This window comes from Sphingomonas sp. 7/4-4, from assembly GCF_027941955.1.
Lineage (GTDB): Bacteria > Pseudomonadota > Alphaproteobacteria > Sphingomonadales > Sphingomonadaceae > Sphingomonas.
On the sequence record NZ_CP115960.1, the window covers coordinates 2,012,292 to 2,028,278 of the forward strand.

Below are 15,987 nucleotides of genomic sequence, written 5' to 3' on the forward strand. Positions count from 1 at the left end.
TCCGATCGCGGCCGCCACCTGGCCGAGCGGACCCGGCGCGATATTGAACGTCTCTGCCCGGGCGGCACCGGCCGCGCCGAGGCCGAACGCGATCGCGACGATGGCCGCCGCCCGCTTATTGCCCCGCACTGCCGACCGGTTTCATGATCCACCCGCCCGCTTCCTTCTCCAGGCGCACGTTCAGGGCAAGCTGGAGGCGCCGCAGCTGTTCGGGGCCGCTGCCATCCAGCATGATCGTTCCCGAAAAGGGCCGATCGGCGATGCCGGGCGCTGCCGTGATGGGCACCTCCATGCTACGGCTCAGATCGGCCGCGACTCGCGACAGCGGGGCGGCGGAATAGACCAGCGAGCCGGTCTTCCAAGAGCCAACGCGCTCGGCCGGAACGCGCGTTACTTCGACGCCGTCCGCGGTCTCCCGGTCGACCAGTGCCTGGCCGGCGTCGAGGGACACCGCGCCCTGTCCGGGATTGTAGAGAACCTTTCCCTCGGCCACCGCCACCCGGACTTCGCCGGTCTCATGGACGACGTTGAACACCGTTCCCGCGTCCTCGACCAAATTGTCGCCGACTTCGAGCCGGAAGGGCCTGGCGCTGTCGTGCCGGACCTGAAAAAGCGCCTCCTTTTGTCAGCGAAGCGAAACGGGGATCCTTGCGGTCGAAGGTCATGCGCGTCGCGCCGTTCAGCGTGATTTGCGTGGCCGGATCGAGCTGAACCACCTGCCGCTCGCCGGGACGCGTGGCTACTTCGTATCGGCTCGATTCCGCCTGCGGCAGCAACAGGAACGCGGCCGCGACCGAAGCTGCGAGCCCGCCGCCCGCAAGGCCCCAGCGCCACCCGCGGCGCGCCGGCTGCTCGGGTTGCTCCTCGGCATCGTTCGCGACCTCGCGGATGACGACATGCGGCAGCAGCGGCTCGATCGCGAGATCGGCCTGCTCGATCGCATCATAGGCGACCGCATGGCGCGGATCTTCCGCGAGCCATTCGGCGAATCCCTCCCAAATTGCGTCGTCGCCGTCGCGTAGCCTGATGTGCCACTCGATCGCGCGCGCCTCGATGCTGTCCGGCGACTCAGCTGGCATGGCGGCCTCTTTCCCCTGTGAGACTCCGCCGACCCGGATGATCCTCATTCAACCGAAGCTTCGCCGCCGAGATCGCTTCATAGGCGCGCGCGAGATGCTTTTCGACTGCGCTGACGCTGATGCCGAGCGCCCCGGCTATCGCCCGTTGCGGTTCTCCATCGATCCGAAAGCGACGGAAGATCATTCGCGTTCGTTCCGGCAGGCCATCCAGGATCCGCTGGAGGATTTCCAGCTGCTCCCTGGCGATGAGTTCGGTCTCGATCGACGGCTGGTCGTCCGCTTCACCGCCGCCGCCGTGCGCGCTCACCCAATCCTCCTCGCGGCGCTCACGCCGCCCGGCGGTGCGACGATGCAGCAGGAAATGGTTGTTGGTCATCTTGTAGAGATAGGCGCGCGGCTGCGCGATCGGTCCGGACCGCTCGGCCAGCAGCTTGATGTTCACATCCTGAAGCACGTCCTCCGCCTCGTCCGGCGACGCGCCGCGGGTCTGGAGGAAGCGTGCCAAGGCCGGCCGCAATTCCGCGAACAGGGGAATGAGACCGCCGCCATTCAACATTTCATGCGCACATTCGGCTTTCGGCAGCGACAGTCGATGGACGCCCGATCCTTGCCCACTCGATCGCATCGATACCCGCCGGGACATCGATGATGGCATCACGCAATGCTCTATTGCATCGCTACCGGAACAACGTCAACGCCGCCTCCCGGCCGCGGAGGCAGACGAATGAAACGTCATCGCGCGCTCCATGCGCGCCGGGTCCTAGTGCGCGGGCTTCAGCATGCCGTGCATCCCAAGCCAGCGAACGAACGCGTCGAACCACCCAGTGCTCGTGGTTTCCTTCTGATACATGCCGAACCCGTGCCCGCCCTGTTCGAACAGATGGAATTCGGCCGGCCGCTTTGCCGCACGCCAGCTGTCGATCAGCCCGATTCCGCCGTGCACGAAGAACGGATCGTCGGCGGCAAGCGCGGCGAACAACGGCGGCGCATCTTTCGGCACCGTGACCGGGGCAAGCGGCCCGTATATGTCGCCGATAAAGGCAGGCTTCGCGTCCTCGCCGGCAAGCGTGGTCGCAAGGGTCAGCATTGCGCCGGCGGAGAAGCCCACCATTCCAATCCGGTCCGGATCGACGTGCCATTCGCCCGCCCGGCGGCGGATCAGGGCGAAGGCGGCGCGCGCGTCGGCGATCTGTGGAGCCAGACCCGCCACCGCTTGCTCGGGGTCCATCCGCGGCCGGCGCGCAGTCGCCGAGAACATCTCGTGCATCGAGCGCTCGAACCCTGCCATGTCGGCAGGAGTCTGATTGAGCCGGTATTTCAGTACGAAGGCCGCCACACCCTTTGCGGCAAGCGCTTTCGCTACATCCCAGCCCTCATTCTCCATCGAGAGCGTCCGAAAACCGCCTCCGGGAGCGACGACCACCGCGGCGCCGGTTGCACGAGCGGGATCCGGCAGGAAGGGCGTCAGGGTCGCGACCGTCACGTTTCGGGCGAAGACGCTGCCATATTGGTTGTGCCACGACTCCGCCGCTTTGGCTTCCGGCAGCGGCCCTGTCCCCAGCTCGATCGCATTCGGCTGCGCCGGGATCGCGATCGGTGTCCTCTTGTCGTTCTGGGCGTGCGCCGGCAACGCGACGATGCAGGTCAAGGAAACCGCAGCCGTCAGAAGGGCGCGCGCCGACCTCGCGATGCGCCGGGGCCTCAGAATTCCAGTGGACTTCATGGCTGTTTCCTCCTCCAACATGGATCCGGTCAGTTTGTTACCCAACTCGGACTATTCATTCCTGTGATGACTCGCCGCCTCCGTGGAGCAGCCCACTTGCGAGGACCGCGACTTGCGTTCGATTGCGGACGCTCAACCTGCGCATGAGAGCGGTCATGTGTATCTTCACGGTCGCCTCGGCGATTCCCAGCTCGTGCGCGATCTCCCTCTTCGACAATCCGGACTGGACAGACTGAAATACCCGCGTCTGGGTCGGCGTAAGCTGGGGACCCCGATAGTCGTGCAGATCCCTCACGGCCTGCATCTCCTCTCCGGTCTTCTGCTTCGCAAGCCGAGATTCGCGGACCCGCGAAATAGACCGGCTACCCTATCGGGTAGCCGGCCAGTGCGCGCCTGAGGGGTGGAGATCATCGGAAATCTCCGTTTTGGCGCGATCAGAATTTGAATCGCACGCCGGCGCGGTAGATACGGCCGACGATGTCGTACAACGCCGGGTTCGCATTGACCGGCGATTTTGCCGGATCATGGTCGAAGACATTGTCGACCTTGAAATAAGCGGTCACCTGGTCGGAGAGGTTATAGGTTCCGCCCACGTCGAGGTAGAAGGCGCCGGGCATGAAGTTGCGGTCGATCGTCGGCGCGATCGCCGTCGACACCGGGCAGCTGCCGGGCGCGCAGACGACATATTGGTTGCCGTAATTGCCGTCGGTGAACCAGCGTTCCTGCACGGTGAGGCTGAGCCGATCGTTCGAATAGCTCTGCACCGCGAGCACTTTCCAGTGCGGCGTGGCGCCGGTGTTCACGCCCGCGGTGTCGTTCGGCGCGGTGCCCGGCAGGCCCGCCTCAGTGATGAACTCGCGTATATGGGTGGCCAATGCGCGCAGCGTGAAGCTGCCCGGCAAACCCAGCGGCCTGCGCCACTGATAGCTCGCTTCGATATCGAATCCGCTGGTCTTGATCGACGCCAGGTTGAACGACTGCACGTTGATGAAGTTCGGGCCGTTCGGATTGTTGAGATTATAGGCGCTGCACGTCTCGGGAAGGATGTTGCGGAAGCACAGGTCGACGATCTGGGCCGCACCGAGGCTGGAGATGACGTCCGTCACCTTGATCTTGTAATAGTCGACCGAGACGCTGAAGCCCGGCAGCCAGGACGGGTTCGCATAGACGGCGCCGATGGTGGTGTTGCGGCCGATTTCGGGAGTGAGGTTCGGATTGCCGACCACGCTCTGGATCGCGACCACGTTCACGTTCCGCACCGGATCGAGGAAGTTGGGCAGCGTGGTCGTGACCGGGGCCGCGAACAGTTCGGAGAGGTTCGGTGCACGCACGTCGCGCGAAGTGACGCCGCGTATGCGCAGCCCGTCGAGCGGCGTGTCCCAGGTGCCGCCGACCTTCCAGGCCCAGATGGTACCGGAGGTGCTGTATTCGGTGATGCGGGCGGCGGGATTGATGTTTGCCCGCCCGAAGGTGTCGCTGTTGAACAGCGGCACGTTCAGTTCGAGGAACGCTTCCTTGACGCTATATGCCCCGTTGCCGTTCTTGTAATTGCCCGCATACCAGTTGTTGCCTGTGGTCGAGAGCAAAGGATCGACCGGATAGTCGACACTGTTCGGGCTGATCGGGGCGACGCCGGCACCATAAGGGTCCGCGTGAACCTCGTAGAATTCCTTGCGATATTCGGCACCGAAGGCGACCGATACCGGCCCCACTCCCCAATCGAACAGCGAGCCCGAGAAGTTGAGGCTCGCGACATCCTGCGTCATGCGCAACCGCTGGAACGGTCCGTTCTCCGGCATGATATAGGCGCGCGCGGCAGCCGACGGCTCGGCGCCTCCCAGGATGTTGATCGGCTGACAGCCATTGGCGCGGGCGACGGGATCGGCACAGACGATGGCACCGTTCAGAAGGACCGCATTGATCGCCTGATTGTACCGCGGGTTGAGCATGATGTCCTCGACATCAACCGCGGTGTGGTTGATCCCTCGCTCGTAATAGGCGTCGTAGGTCCAGTCGGAGTTCAGGAGCCTGAACTTGCCCTTCAGGCCGCCCACGAACCGGTATTGGCGGCGATCGGTACGGACCCTGGTGTTCGGCAGCAGCGCGTTGGCCGTGCCGAAGGTGAAGCTGGTGATGCCTGCGGTAGCGCACTGCGCCTGGACTGAAGCGGGGACGAACGGATTCGCGCACTGGATCGTCAGACCCGTGCGGTTCTGACCGTTGACGGGCTGGTTGTGCGTCTTCACCTGGCCGACATTGTAGGTGAAGTAGATCTCGTTATCCTCGGCGAAGTCGTAGCCGATGCGGCCATAGCCGGTCAGGCGCTGGATGCCCGACTGCAAGGTGCGCCCGGTATCGGTGTTCCCCGACAGATCACCACCGACGCAGAAGCCGGGGAAGCAGCCATTGACCGTGCCGGCGGCGTTGCGCGCGGGCGTACCGTTCGAGCCGTAGTTGAACTGGAAGGGCCGGCCGTTCTGATCGAACGCGATGCCCTGCAGCGGGCCGGCGCTGATCAGTCCGTATTTGGTGAAATTATAGGGCTGCGCGAAGTCGCGCATGACATATTGCGGCGATCCGTCGTTGGTGACGTTGCGGTTGATCATCGTGGTTTGCTTGAACCAGTCGCGATCGCCTGCGAGATCGAGGCCGAAATCGCCAGGCCCGACGCCCGCTTCCTTGGCGAACTCGCCGCTTGCGACCACGTGCAGGCGCCCTTCGAGGAAGCTGTGGCCTGCGGCGAGCTGGATGAGCCCCTGCTCATCGTCGCCATAAGTGGTGATGCCGCCCTGGATATTGCCTTTGATACCGGTGAAACGGGTGTCGGTGATGAAGTTGACCACGCCTCCCACCGCGTCGGAGCCATAGGACGCGGAAGCGCCGCCATTCACCACGTCCACCCTGCGGATGAGCAGCTGTGGGAAGAGGCTGACGTCGGTGACGCCGGTATAATAAGCCCCCACGACGCGCTGGCCGTCGATCAACGTGAGCGTGCGGATCGTGCCCAGACCGCGCAGCGAGAACGAGCTGAGGCCTTGCTGGCCGCTCGACGTGCTGAACGTGTTTGTAGTCGACCCGCTCGATCCCTGGAGCGACGGCAATTGCGTGATGGTCGCAAAGATGTTCGGCTGCGCGTTGCTCTGGATCTGCTCCTCGCCGATCATCGTCGTCGGCGTGGGCGCGGCGAAGCCGGAAGCCTGGATTCGCGAACCGGTGACGATGATCTCGGATTCGGCCGCTTCGTTGGCCTGAGTCGCACCGTCGGACGGCTGTGGCGCCTCGGCAACCGGCGGGCGCGCAGTATCCTGCGCCATGGCGGGGCTGGCGCAAAGCGCGACCGAAGCGACAATGCTGGCGGAAAGGAGGGCCCTGGAACGCAGGCTTCCGAGCCGGGCGAACGGCACCCGCGCCCCTCCGCTTGCCGCAACGAATTCGAGCGGATTCACCCCTTCAGTCATCGTCATCCTCCTCTGGCTCGGCCTCTTCGGGCCACCGCACTCGTTCGGGCCTCGCGGCACTTACGGTAGCGTTACCATAGAAGTGGTATGTTCACCGTCGCGGAGAGTCAATGCTCAGACAAATTTCGGGCTGTATCCGGCGTTTCCGACTTGGATCACGTAGCTTATTTCCCAATAACGTCCCATATTTTGACATAGTTTGGCACGTATAGCGGAGATAACGTTATCTCGAGCGCGGCGTAAATCGGAGCAATCGGATAGAGTCACGACCGGGAGTGAGAGGCTGGAAGCTAGCCCGCGGCTTCTGGAGCGGCTGCGCCGCTAGGCGAGGGTATCGCGGTCGATTGCCGCTTCACGATCGTGTGTTCCAAAACGCGATCGGGACGCCTGTCAGGCGCTTGCTCGGCGGCATTGATCTCGGCGACGAGGAGGCGGAGCGCCTCCGACGCGAGTTCGCGAACAGGCTGATGCACGGTCGTCAGCGGCGGCCACAACATCACAGCCGCAGGCGTATCGTCGAATCCGACGACGGTTAACGCGTGCGGCACGTCGAGCTGACGCCGGTGCGCAACCGAGATAACCGCCGCCGCCATATCGTCATTGCTGGCGAAGATCGCCGAGGGCATCGGACTGGCATCGAGCAATTGCTCGGCCGCCCTCAATCCGGAGGTGAAACTGAAGTCTCCCTGCGCGACCGTGGTCTGAACATCATCCGCTTCCCGAACAGCCGCGTAGAAGCCGGCGAGCCGCTCCGCGCTTGCCGCCTGATCCGGATTGCCGACGATGAAGCCCAGGCGCCGATGCCCCAGGTCCAGCAAATGCCGAGTCATCTCATAGGCCGCGCGGCGATCGTCTATCCGAACGCAAATAGCGTCCTCCACGGCGTGCGCGCCCACCGCTGCGATCGGCAGTCCCGTTTCGCGGAGCAATTCCAGCACCGCCGGCGACTCTCCCAAGGGCGGCGTCACGATGAAGCCAGCCACGCCGGATGCGGCGAGTTGCTTCAGCCGGGCCTCTGCCGGGGTTTTCCGCTCTCACCTTTCAGGAGAACCAGGCGGACTCCCCGCGCGGAGGCCTCCTCGAACACGCCGATCAGGAAGTCACTCATGAACGCCGCACTGGGATTGGAATAGATCACGCCGATCTTGGGCTCTGCCGAGGTCACGAGGCTGCGAGCAGCCACGTTGGGTGTGTAACCCAGCGCGCGGATGGCCTCCTCGACGGCAGTGCGGGTATCGACCCCCACTCCCTTTTGCCCGTTTATCACGCGCGAGACGGTCATCGGGGACACGCCAACCTTTGCCGCGACGTCCTTGATCGTGGCGCTTCGTGGGCGCGGGTTTCGTGCCACCAGTATCCCTTCAGTGCATTGCGTTGCCCTACGAAGTAGCCAATTTCATCGGGCGCGCAACGGCGACGATTTTCCGGCCCGCCAAACGAGGCAATTGGGACGACTGCGATCCGGCAGAGGGTTCGGCAATTGTGGAGGAGGAAAGTCGGAGTGCGGCGGCGGGCTTAGGCCACCGCTATCCTTGATTATCGGACTTCACGAAAAAACGCTCGATCACGTTCTGCGCGACGCGTGCGGGGCGCAGCGTCTCGGCATCGACGCAGCACCAGCTCGACTTGACCTCGGCGAGCACTTCGGTGCCGCGTTTGATCACCGTCTCGTAGAATGCGCGTGCGCCCTGGACCTTTTCGAGCAGCACCGTCGCGACGACGTCGTCATCGAGAAAGGCGGGGCGGCGATAGGTGATCTCGTGCTTGAGCGCGACCCAGAGATGCTGGGCGACCGCCTCGGGCGGAGCGAGCCCGCGCCAGTGGCTGATCACCGCCTCCTGCACCCACTTCAGATAGCTGGCATTGTTGACATGCCCCATGAAGTCGATGTCCTCGTGAGCGACATCGATCGGAAACTGATAGGGGCGCGCAGTACCTTGCATGGCCGTGAAAGTACCACCGGACGCGATTCGCGGCGAGCGAATTCAACGGGAAACCCGCAGAAATCCTCAGCCTTGGATCAACTCGCCGTTTCCGTAACGTCAGCCCTCTTCGACGGGGGCGTCCGGACCGTTCTTGAGGATCGACTCGATCGCATTCTTCGCGGAGGCCTTGGACGTGTAACCCTCGGTCCAGAAGATCGTCTCGGCATTGTATTTGAACTTGGCGACATACTCGCCGGCCTTGTTCTGCTCGATCACGAATTTATGCGCCATGGAGCACTCCGATCCTATCGTTGCGGAGCCGCAACCATGGATCAGAACCGCTGTGGTGCGTATCGCCCTGCGTCGAGACGAGCCACTTCTGCGCCCAGCGGTTTGCCGAGCAGCAGCGCTGCCGCCAACTTTGCCGCCGCGGGCGCGGTCTGGATGCCGAAGCCGCCCTGCCCCGCGCACCAGAAAAGCCCTGGGCTGCCGGATCGAAGCCATAGACCGGCAGCCGATCGGGAGCGAAGCTGCGAAGGCCCGCCCATTTGTGCTCGAGCGCCGCGACGCGCCAGTCGACGACATGCTCGAACCGGTCGATCGCGATTGCCACGTCGAGCTCTTCGGGCGCGGCGTCGCACGGCTCGGTGGCAGTCTCGTCATGCGGGCTCAGCCATAACCGCCCGCCTGCCTCGGGCTTGAAATAGAAGCTGCCCCCGATATGCGCGACATGCGGGCAATGCTCCGGCGGTGACGGATCGGTGCGGAGCTGCAGCATCGTGCGACGATAGGGCTGGATGCCGAGTGGCCGGGCACCTGCGATCACCGCAACCGAGTCCGCCCAGGCGCCGACGGCGTTGACGAGGATATCAGCCTCGAATCTGCCGGCACGCGTATCGAGGAACCAACGGCCGTTCTCGCGCCTCGCACCCTCGAGCGCGGCCGACACGACGATCTCGCCTCCCGCACGACGAACCGCGGCGAGATATGCCCCATGCAGCCCGGCGACATCGATATATTCGCAAGTCGGTTCGTATATGCCGAGCGTCCATTCGGGACGCAGGCCCGGGAGCGTATCGTGCGGATCGACCGCATGCAGCTCGACGCCCGAGCCTTCGAACTCCGCGAGGAAAGCATCGATTGCCGGCCGCTCCTCGGTGCGGCCGATATGGAGCGAGCCCAGAGGTTCGAGGAATCCGCCCGCCGCGAGCAGCGGCCCCGAAGCCGTAGTCAGCGGCTGTATATCGGGGCCGCCATAGGTCTCGGACCAAAAGGCGGCCGAGCGTCCGGTAGCATGATAGCCGGGGCGCTCCTCTGCCTCGAGCAGCAGCACGCGGGCATGTGGTGCAACTTCCGCGGCAAGACTCGCGCCGGCGATCCCGGCACCAACGATGGCGATGTCGTACCGCCTCACCGCGGGGCGGCCCTCGCGTCGAGAAAGGCATCGATCTCGCCCAGGGCACGATCACGCACGGCATCTTTTTCGCGGAGGATCTCGTGTGCGCTCTCTTTGCCGAAGGTGATCAGGCGGACATCGGGCAGGCGCGGCACGAGTTTGAGCGCGGATTTGGCGTCGATCAGCCCGTCTTTCTCGGCAACCAGCACCAAAGTCGGCACGCGCATCGTCTCGATCCGCGGATCCGCGGCGAGCTCGCGCATCGAGCGGAAACCCTCGATCACCCAGCGCCAGCTCGGCGGGCCGGTGAGGATTTCCGGATGCTCGGTCTGCCACCAGATCTCGTCGGCATAGCGATCGGGATCGTGCGTGAGCAGCGAGGCGCGAGTCTCGGTGGTGTAGGGCTTCTCGTTCCCCTTCCAGGCGGGCCGCGCCGTGTCGCCGAGGTCGCCCAGGAAGCGTGCGGCGCGTTCGGCGAAGGGGCCAAAGATGCCCGGCTTGAACCCGAGCATCGGCGCCACGAGCACGGCGGCGTCCGCGCGGATCGCATCCTCCACCAGCGCGCGCAGCACCAGATGGCCGCCCATCGAATGCCCCATCGCCACCTGCGGACCGGGATTGGCCGGAGCCCATGCCGTCCAGAAATCCGTCAAGTCGCGGATATAATCGCCGTAATCCTCGATATGGCCGCAATTCTTCGCGGGCGTCAGCCGGCCCGACCCCCTGCCCGCGCCAGTCGAACGACGTAACGTTCCAGCCCGCGGCATGCCAGTGCGCGAAGGTTTCGAGATACTTCTCGAAGATGTCGCCGCGGCCGCCCTGGAACAGGATCGAGCCTCGGGCCGCCTGCCCCTCGGCGCGCCAGTCGAACACCCGATGTTTCCAGCCGTCCGGCGCGGTCCAGTGATCGAGGCGGGCGCCGGCGGGAATGGCGCGGCGGTCCATAAGGGAAGTTGCCATATGGGCTGGTTACGTTTTGATAAGCCATGTCGTCTAGGCCTTAGGCGGGATGGGGGATGTGTTTCTAACCTTGCTGCTGAGCGCGCTCGGCCTGCTTCTGGTCTCGGCCGGGATCGAGGACGCGCGTTCGCGCAACATCGCCAATTGGAAGAACGCCGCGATCGCACTGCTCGCGCCTGCCTGGTGGTGGGCCAACGGGCTGGCGCTGTGGCCGGACGTCGCGATGCAATTCGGGATCGCCAGCCTCGTCTTCGCCGTCTTCGTCGGCGCCTTCGCGATCGGTCAGATGGGCGGCGGCGACGTCAAGATGCTCGGCGCGCTGGCGCTGTGGCTGCCGGTGCAGCCGCTGATCTACATGCTGGTGCTGATGTCGCTGTTCGGCGGCGCGCTTACGATCGTCATGGTCGCGGACCGCTGGACGCGGCTGCGCGGCGGACTCGGCAAACTGCCCTGGCGGACGATCGCTCCCATCCTCGCTGCCGCCGCAGCCGCAGCCATCCTCGTCTATTCGAGCCGGCTCAGCATCGCGCGCGTGCTGATCGCGCAGCCCGTCACGACCGTGATCGTGGCGATGACGCTCGTCGCCGGACTGGGCGTGCTGCTGCTCGCCGGCGCCCGCGCGGCACGCAAAAGCGGCATCGTCCCGGAGACTCCGTACGGCGTGGCGATCGCCATTTCGGCCCTGCTCGTTCTTCGCGAACCGATTTTTAACCAGTTCACGTGATGCTTAACGCCGGAGCAATTCAACCGGCGATGTAATTGAAAAGGCTTGAAGCGAAATGGATGCACGCAAGCTCATTCTGCTCGTAGGCGCACTCGTGGTAGCCGCGATCACGGCGTTCATGGCACGCAACATCCTGACCGGTGCATCCGCGCCTGTCGCGAACGCCATTCCGGCCGCAGCTCCGCAGAACACCACCGAAGTGATGGTCGCCACGCGCAGCCTGCCGGTGGGCACGATTCTCGACGCCACGTCGGTGAAGTTCGTCGCCTGGCCGAAGGAGCTGATCGAAGGCGCCTATTACATCAAGGGCGAATCCGAGCTGGCCAAGCTGCAGGGCACCGTCGTCCGCTTCGCCATTCCCGCAGGTCAGCCGATCACGCAAGGCGCGCTGGTCAAGCCCGGCGATCGCGGCTTCCTCGCCGCCGCGCTCGGGCCCGGCATGCGCGCCGTCACGGTTCCCGTGTCGGCCCAGAGCGCCGTCGCCGGCTTCATCTTTCCGGGCGACCGCGTCGACCTGATGCTGACCCAGTCGGTTTCAGGCGGTGGCGACGGCCCGCCGCTCAAGGCTTCGGAAACGATCCTGCGCAACCTGCGCGTGCTCGCCACCGACCAGAAGACCGACAAGACGACCGACGACAAGGGCAACACCGTCGTCACCACCTATTCGAACGTCACTGTCGAGGCGACACCCAAGATCGCCGAGAAGATCGCCGTCGCGCAGACCGTGGGGCAGCTCTCGCTGTCGCTCCGCTCGATCGCCGACAATCAGAGCGATCTCGAGCAGGCGATCGCCAACGGCGACGTGGATGTGCCGGCTGACGGCGATCCGAAGAAGGAAAAGGAAATGATGGCGCGCGTCGCGGCGCGCCCGATGGAAGGCGCAGGCGGCTTCGCCACCGGTGCCGACGTGTCGCGCTTTCAGCGCAGCACGGTGCCGGGCAAGCCCGTCGATCACGGTACAGCTACATCGCCTGTGCCGGGCAATTATCCTGGTGGCGTGGCCGTCAGGAAGGGTTCGGTGGTCACCGTGGCCCGAGGCAACAGCGTGACCGAGACCGAGGTCGGGGGCAAGAACTAGATGCGCAACAACACACTCCTGAACCGGGCGCTCGGCGCCACGGTCATGGCGGCTCTGGCGATGAGCCTGCCCGCCGAAGTGATGGCCCAGTCGCGCCAGCAGGCGCGGGTCGGGAATCTTCCGGTCGGCGCACAGCGCCCGACCAGCGAGGTCCTTCTCTCGGTCGGCGAGGGCGAGCTCGTCACGCTTCCCGCCAACGTCGCAAACGTATGGACCTCCAATCCGGCCGTTGCCGACGTCTACGTCGCCAACCCGCGGCAGATTCACCTGTTCGGCAAGGATAATGGCGAGGCGACGATCTTCGCGACCACCGCTAACGGAACCGTGGTCTATTCGACCAACGTCCGGGTGAGCCAGAACCTCACTTCGATCGATCGCATGATGCGGGCGGCAATGCCTGATGCGGACATCAAGGTGACCACGGTCGGGCAGATCGCAGTGCTCACCGGCACCGTCGCGTCTCCGGACGACAGCGAGCAGGCCCAGCGCCTGGTGGCTTCGCTGCTCAACCCCGGCATCAACGTCTCCGATCCGGCGACGCCGCTCAAGATCGGCGTGATCAACCGCCTCAAGACGGCGACTCCGCTGCAGGTGAACCTTCAGGTGCGCTTCGCCGAAGTGAACCGCAGCTTCGCCAAGAATGTCGGCGTCAATATCACGACCCGCGACCAGACGGGCGGCTTCACCTTCGGCGTGGCCACCGGACGCAATCCCGGCTCCTTCACGCCCGGCCAGCTGGCCGGTTTCCCGATCGCGCGCATTCCGACCGCGAACGGCGGCGTCATCGAAGGCCCCTATGATCCGTCGACCGGACAGTTCATCAATCCGCGTGCCACGGACGTGACCAACATCGCCAAGGGCAACGATTTCTCCACCCTCGGGATGGCGGGCAAACTGTTCGGCATGGACGTGCTCTCCGCAATCGACATGGGCGAGACGATGGGCCAGGTGACCGTGCTGGCCACGCCGAACCTGACGGCGCTTTCGGGCGAAACCGCGACCTTCCTCGCCGGCGGCGAAATCCCCATCCCGATCTCCCAAGCGCTCGGCGCGGTGTCGATCGAATTCAAGCAATATGGCGTCAGCCTGGCCTTTACGCCGACCGTGCTGGCGGACGGCCGCATCTCGCTGCGCGTTCGTCCGGAGGTTTCGCAGCTTTCGTCGTCCGGCGCCGTTCAGTTCAACGGCACCGTCATCCCGGCGCTGAGCACGCGCCGCAGCGAGACCACGGTCGAGCTGGGTTCGGGCGAAAGCATGGTGATCGGCGGCCTGCTGCAGAACACCCACAACAACTCGATCAGCAAGATTCCCGGACTTGGCGACGTGCCGATCCTGGGAACATTGTTCCGCTCGAACGGCTTCCAGCGCAACGAGACCGAGCTGATGATCGTCATCACGCCGTATCTGGTGAAGCCGGTCAACGCGAACCAGATCGTGCTGCCGACCGACGGCTATCGCGCGCCGGACGATTTCCAGCGGATCTTCGGCGGGCAGCTGAGCGCCGGCACCACCGGCGGCGATCGGCCGAAGCCGACCATGGCACCGAGCAGCGCGACGCCCGCAGTCGGAGCCTTCGCGCCGGGGCCGGCAATGCCCGCGCCCGCCAATTCGGCTGTGCAGCCCAAGGCTGTGCCCGCCCCGTCCAAACCGAAGAAGGGTGGCTCCGCTGCCCCCGGCTTCGGCTTCTGATGTCCTGAGGAGATCGCAATGTTGTCGCGCTTCACGCCCCTCCTCCTGGCCCCGATCGCGCTGCTCAGCGCGTGCGGGACCTATAATGGCGGTGTCGACTCGGTATATCAGCCGGTAGTCGAACGGAACGATTACGTCTTCGACGTCCAGACTGCGGGCAACGGGCTCGCGTCGGGCGAAGGCCAGCGCCTCGCAGGCTGGCTCCAGTCGATGGGGCTTCGCTACGGCGATCGCGTGGCGATCGACGATGGCGGAAACGACAGCGGCGCGCGCGATGCGATCGCGGCGCAGGCGAGCCAGTACGGCCTGATATTGTCGGACCAGGCGCCGGTCACCGTCGGCCAGATCGCTCCGGGCACCGTACGTGTGGTGGTCACGCGGATGACCGCCAGCGTTCCCAATTGTCCCGATTATTCGCGCGTCTATTCGCCTGATTACTCGCAGAGCACCAGCTCCAATTATGGCTGCGCGACCAACAGCAATCTTGCCGCGATGGTTGCCGATCCGGGCGATCTGGTTCGCGGAGCCGCGGGCTCACCGGTCAGCGATCCGCTGACCGGTGCTAAGGCGATCAATGCGTTGCGGGGTGCCAAGCCTTCAGGCGGCGGCGGCACCGTGAAGACCGACGGAGGCACCAAGTGAACGCGCCCTTCAATCCCTCGCGCACCGGCCATCGCGAGCCGTTCGTCGCCTTTGTCTGCGACGAGGCGACGGCCGAGGCGCTGCGCCCGATCGCCGTCGAGCTCGGCTGGTCGCCGGAAAAGGTCAACAAGGGCGGCCTGCGCAACGCGGTCCAGACCCTGTCGGTCTCGGCGAGCCCCAACGTGCTGTTCGTCGATCTTTCGGAATCGGGCGATCCGCTCAACGACATCAATGCGCTCGCGGAAGTCTGCGAGCCGGGCACGATCGTGATCGCATCGGGCCAGGTCAACGACGTGCGCCTCTATCGCGACCTCGTCGCGAGCGGCATCCACGATTATCTGCTCAAGCCGCTCAACCCGGATGCGTTGCGCGATACCTTTGCCCAGGCGCAGGCCGCGCTGAATGCGCCCAAGCTGGCCGAACAGGGCAGCGACGTTCCGCACTGCGCGGTGGCGGTGATCGGCACGCGCGGCGGCTGCGGCGCGTCGACGATCGCCACCTCGCTCGCCTGGCTGCTGAGCGACAAGCATGCGCGCACGACCGCATTGCTGGATCTCGACGTGCATTTCGGCACCGGCGCTCTCGCGCTCGACCTCGAGCCGGGCCGCGGCCTGACCGACGCGATCGAAAATCCGAGCCGCATCGACGGGCTGTTCATCGAACGCGCGATGGTGAAGGCTTCGGAGCGTCTCGCCGTGCTCTCGGCCGAGGCGCCGATCAACGCCCCGGTTCTGACCGACGGCGCGGCATTCTATCAGCTGCAGGAAGAGATGCGCGGGGCGTATGAATGCACCGTGGTCGACTTGCCGCGCAACATGCTGGTCAACCATCCGCATCTGATCACCGACGTGCAGGTCGCGGTGCTGGTGACGGAGTTGACGCTCGCCGCCGCGCGCGACGCGATCCGCATCCTCAGCTGGTTCAAGTCGAACGCGCCGCAGACCCAGGTCATCATCGTCGCCAACAAGGTCCAGCCGCAGGCGGTGCTCGAGATCAGCCGCAAGGACTTCGAAGGTTCGATCGAGCGCAAGATCGACTTGCTCATCCCGTTCGAGCAGAAGTTCGCCGCCCAGGCCGCCAAGCTCGGCAAACCGCTCGCCGAGGCCGGCAAGTCCGCCAAGTCGCTGGCGCCGCTGACCGACCTAGCGACGCGGATCACCGTCATCACCGATTCGGGCGAGCGCGACGACAAGGCCGCACCTGCCAAGGGATCGAAGGGCAGCTCGCTGTTCGACAAGATCAAGGTCAAGATGCCGTCAAAGGCAAAGAAGTAACCAATTCGCGCCTAGGCTGCGCGGGTTAACGGGTTCGGA

At 65.0% G+C, this 15,987-nt stretch carries 15 protein-coding genes and 2 pseudogenes; 5 read left to right on the forward strand and 12 right to left on the reverse strand.

Annotation, left to right across the window (positions count from 1 at the left end; translation table 11 throughout):
- Window positions 1-115: 115 nt before the first annotated feature.
- The 12 genes and pseudogenes from PIB19_RS10040 to PIB19_RS10095 form a co-directional block, all read right to left on the reverse strand.
- Window positions 116-559 (reverse strand): annotated as a pseudogene (locus tag PIB19_RS10040) (FecR family protein); the annotation flags it as partial.
- Entirely contained in the window at window positions 516-1,127 is a 612-nt protein-coding gene (locus tag PIB19_RS10045) for a FecR family protein (RefSeq protein ID WP_336297305.1), read from the reverse strand. The pseudogene PIB19_RS10040 and the gene PIB19_RS10045, both read right to left, overlap by 44 nt.
- Window positions 1,069-1,635, reverse strand: coding sequence for an RNA polymerase sigma factor (locus PIB19_RS10050; protein ID WP_271240698.1), 567 nt, complete (start codon window positions 1,633-1,635; stop codon window positions 1,069-1,071). The genes PIB19_RS10045 and PIB19_RS10050 overlap by 59 nt, the downstream gene beginning before the upstream one ends.
- A 204-nt stretch (window positions 1,636-1,839) precedes the next feature.
- A complete protein-coding gene (locus PIB19_RS10055; protein WP_443018744.1) occupies window positions 1,840-2,802 on the reverse strand; it encodes an alpha/beta hydrolase in 963 nt (320 codons plus the stop codon).
- 55 nt (window positions 2,803-2,857) lie between these two features.
- Window positions 2,858-3,106 (reverse strand): helix-turn-helix domain-containing protein, encoded by a 249-nt coding sequence (locus tag PIB19_RS10060; protein ID WP_271240699.1) that lies wholly within the window; start codon window positions 3,104-3,106, stop codon window positions 2,858-2,860.
- 130 nt (window positions 3,107-3,236) lie between these two features.
- Complete coding sequence (locus PIB19_RS10065; protein ID WP_271240956.1) at window positions 3,237-6,116, reverse strand: TonB-dependent receptor plug domain-containing protein; 2,880 nt, start codon at window positions 6,114-6,116, stop codon at window positions 3,237-3,239.
- A 434-nt stretch (window positions 6,117-6,550) separates the two neighbouring features.
- The gene (locus tag PIB19_RS10070; RefSeq protein ID WP_336297306.1) at window positions 6,551-7,243 is read right to left on the reverse strand and encodes a substrate-binding domain-containing protein; all 693 of its coding nucleotides are present in this window, start codon (window positions 7,241-7,243) and stop codon (window positions 6,551-6,553) included.
- 20 nt (window positions 7,244-7,263) lie between these two features.
- Window positions 7,264-7,542, reverse strand: a complete 279-nt coding sequence (locus PIB19_RS10075) for a LacI family DNA-binding transcriptional regulator (RefSeq protein WP_271240700.1) — start codon at window positions 7,540-7,542, stop codon at window positions 7,264-7,266.
- Window positions 7,543-7,786: 244 nt separating this feature from the next.
- Window positions 7,787-8,203 (reverse strand): acyl-CoA thioesterase, encoded by a 417-nt coding sequence (locus PIB19_RS10080; protein ID WP_271240701.1) that lies wholly within the window; start codon window positions 8,201-8,203, stop codon window positions 7,787-7,789.
- A gap of 99 nt (window positions 8,204-8,302) precedes the next feature.
- Window positions 8,303-8,476: a YegP family protein gene (locus tag PIB19_RS10085; RefSeq protein ID WP_081855629.1), complete on the reverse strand. Its 174-nt coding sequence runs from the start codon at window positions 8,474-8,476 to the stop codon at window positions 8,303-8,305.
- A gap of 41 nt (window positions 8,477-8,517) precedes the next feature.
- Window positions 8,518-9,599: pseudogene (locus PIB19_RS10090) on the reverse strand (NAD(P)/FAD-dependent oxidoreductase).
- Window positions 9,596-10,348: an alpha/beta hydrolase gene (locus PIB19_RS10095; protein ID WP_336297307.1), complete on the reverse strand. Its 753-nt coding sequence runs from the start codon at window positions 10,346-10,348 to the stop codon at window positions 9,596-9,598. Before PIB19_RS10095 ends, PIB19_RS10090 begins: the two are co-directional and overlap by 4 nt.
- A gap of 263 nt (window positions 10,349-10,611) precedes the next feature.
- Between PIB19_RS10095 and PIB19_RS23630 the strand changes: the two genes are divergently transcribed.
- From PIB19_RS23630 to PIB19_RS10120, 5 genes are read left to right on the forward strand one after another with little or no spacing between them, the layout of a single operon-like run.
- On the forward strand, window positions 10,612-11,265 hold the full coding sequence (locus PIB19_RS23630) for an A24 family peptidase (protein WP_443018725.1): 654 nt from the start codon (window positions 10,612-10,614) through the stop codon (window positions 11,263-11,265).
- Window positions 11,266-11,320: 55 nt separating this feature from the next.
- The gene (gene cpaB, locus PIB19_RS10105; protein ID WP_271240702.1) at window positions 11,321-12,343 is read left to right on the forward strand and encodes a Flp pilus assembly protein CpaB; all 1,023 of its coding nucleotides are present in this window, start codon (window positions 11,321-11,323) and stop codon (window positions 12,341-12,343) included.
- Window positions 12,344-14,032, forward strand: a complete 1,689-nt coding sequence (locus tag PIB19_RS10110) for a type II and III secretion system protein family protein (protein WP_271240703.1) — start codon at window positions 12,344-12,346, stop codon at window positions 14,030-14,032.
- A gap of 18 nt (window positions 14,033-14,050) precedes the next feature.
- On the forward strand, window positions 14,051-14,674 hold the full coding sequence (locus PIB19_RS10115; protein WP_271240704.1) for a CpaD family pilus assembly protein: 624 nt from the start codon (window positions 14,051-14,053) through the stop codon (window positions 14,672-14,674).
- Entirely contained in the window at window positions 14,671-15,948 is a 1,278-nt protein-coding gene (locus PIB19_RS10120; protein WP_271240705.1) for an AAA family ATPase, read from the forward strand. The genes PIB19_RS10115 and PIB19_RS10120 overlap by 4 nt, the downstream gene beginning before the upstream one ends.
- Window positions 15,949-15,987 lie beyond the last annotated feature (39 nt).

Coding starts and splice junctions, on each gene's coding strand:
- PIB19_RS10045 (WP_336297305.1), bottom strand. CDS start 1,127: ATGAGGATCATCCGGGTCGGCGGAGTCTCACAGGGGAAAGAGGCCGCC.
- PIB19_RS10050 (WP_271240698.1), bottom strand. CDS start 1,635: ATGTTGAATGGCGGCGGTCTCATTCCCCTGTTCGCGGAATTGCGGCCG.
- PIB19_RS10055 (WP_443018744.1), bottom strand. CDS start 2,802: ATGAAGTCCACTGGAATTCTGAGGCCCCGGCGCATCGCGAGGTCGGCG.
- PIB19_RS10060 (WP_271240699.1), bottom strand. CDS start 3,106: ATGCAGGCCGTGAGGGATCTGCACGACTATCGGGGTCCCCAGCTTACG.
- PIB19_RS10065 (WP_271240956.1), bottom strand. CDS start 6,116: ATGGCGCAGGATACTGCGCGCCCGCCGGTTGCCGAGGCGCCACAGCCG.
- PIB19_RS10075 (WP_271240700.1), bottom strand. CDS start 7,542: ATGACCGTCTCGCGCGTGATAAACGGGCAAAAGGGAGTGGGGGTCGAT.
- PIB19_RS10080 (WP_271240701.1), bottom strand. CDS start 8,203: ATGCAAGGTACTGCGCGCCCCTATCAGTTTCCGATCGATGTCGCTCAC.
- PIB19_RS10085 (WP_081855629.1), bottom strand. CDS start 8,476: ATGGCGCATAAATTCGTGATCGAGCAGAACAAGGCCGGCGAGTATGTC.
- PIB19_RS10095 (WP_336297307.1), bottom strand. CDS start 10,348: ATGCCGCGGGCTGGAACGTTACGTCGTTCGACTGGCGCGGGCAGGGGG.
- cpaB (WP_271240702.1), top strand. CDS start 11,321: ATGGATGCACGCAAGCTCATTCTGCTCGTAGGCGCACTCGTGGTAGCC.
- PIB19_RS10110 (WP_271240703.1), top strand. CDS start 12,344: ATGCGCAACAACACACTCCTGAACCGGGCGCTCGGCGCCACGGTCATG.
- PIB19_RS10115 (WP_271240704.1), top strand. CDS start 14,051: ATGTTGTCGCGCTTCACGCCCCTCCTCCTGGCCCCGATCGCGCTGCTC.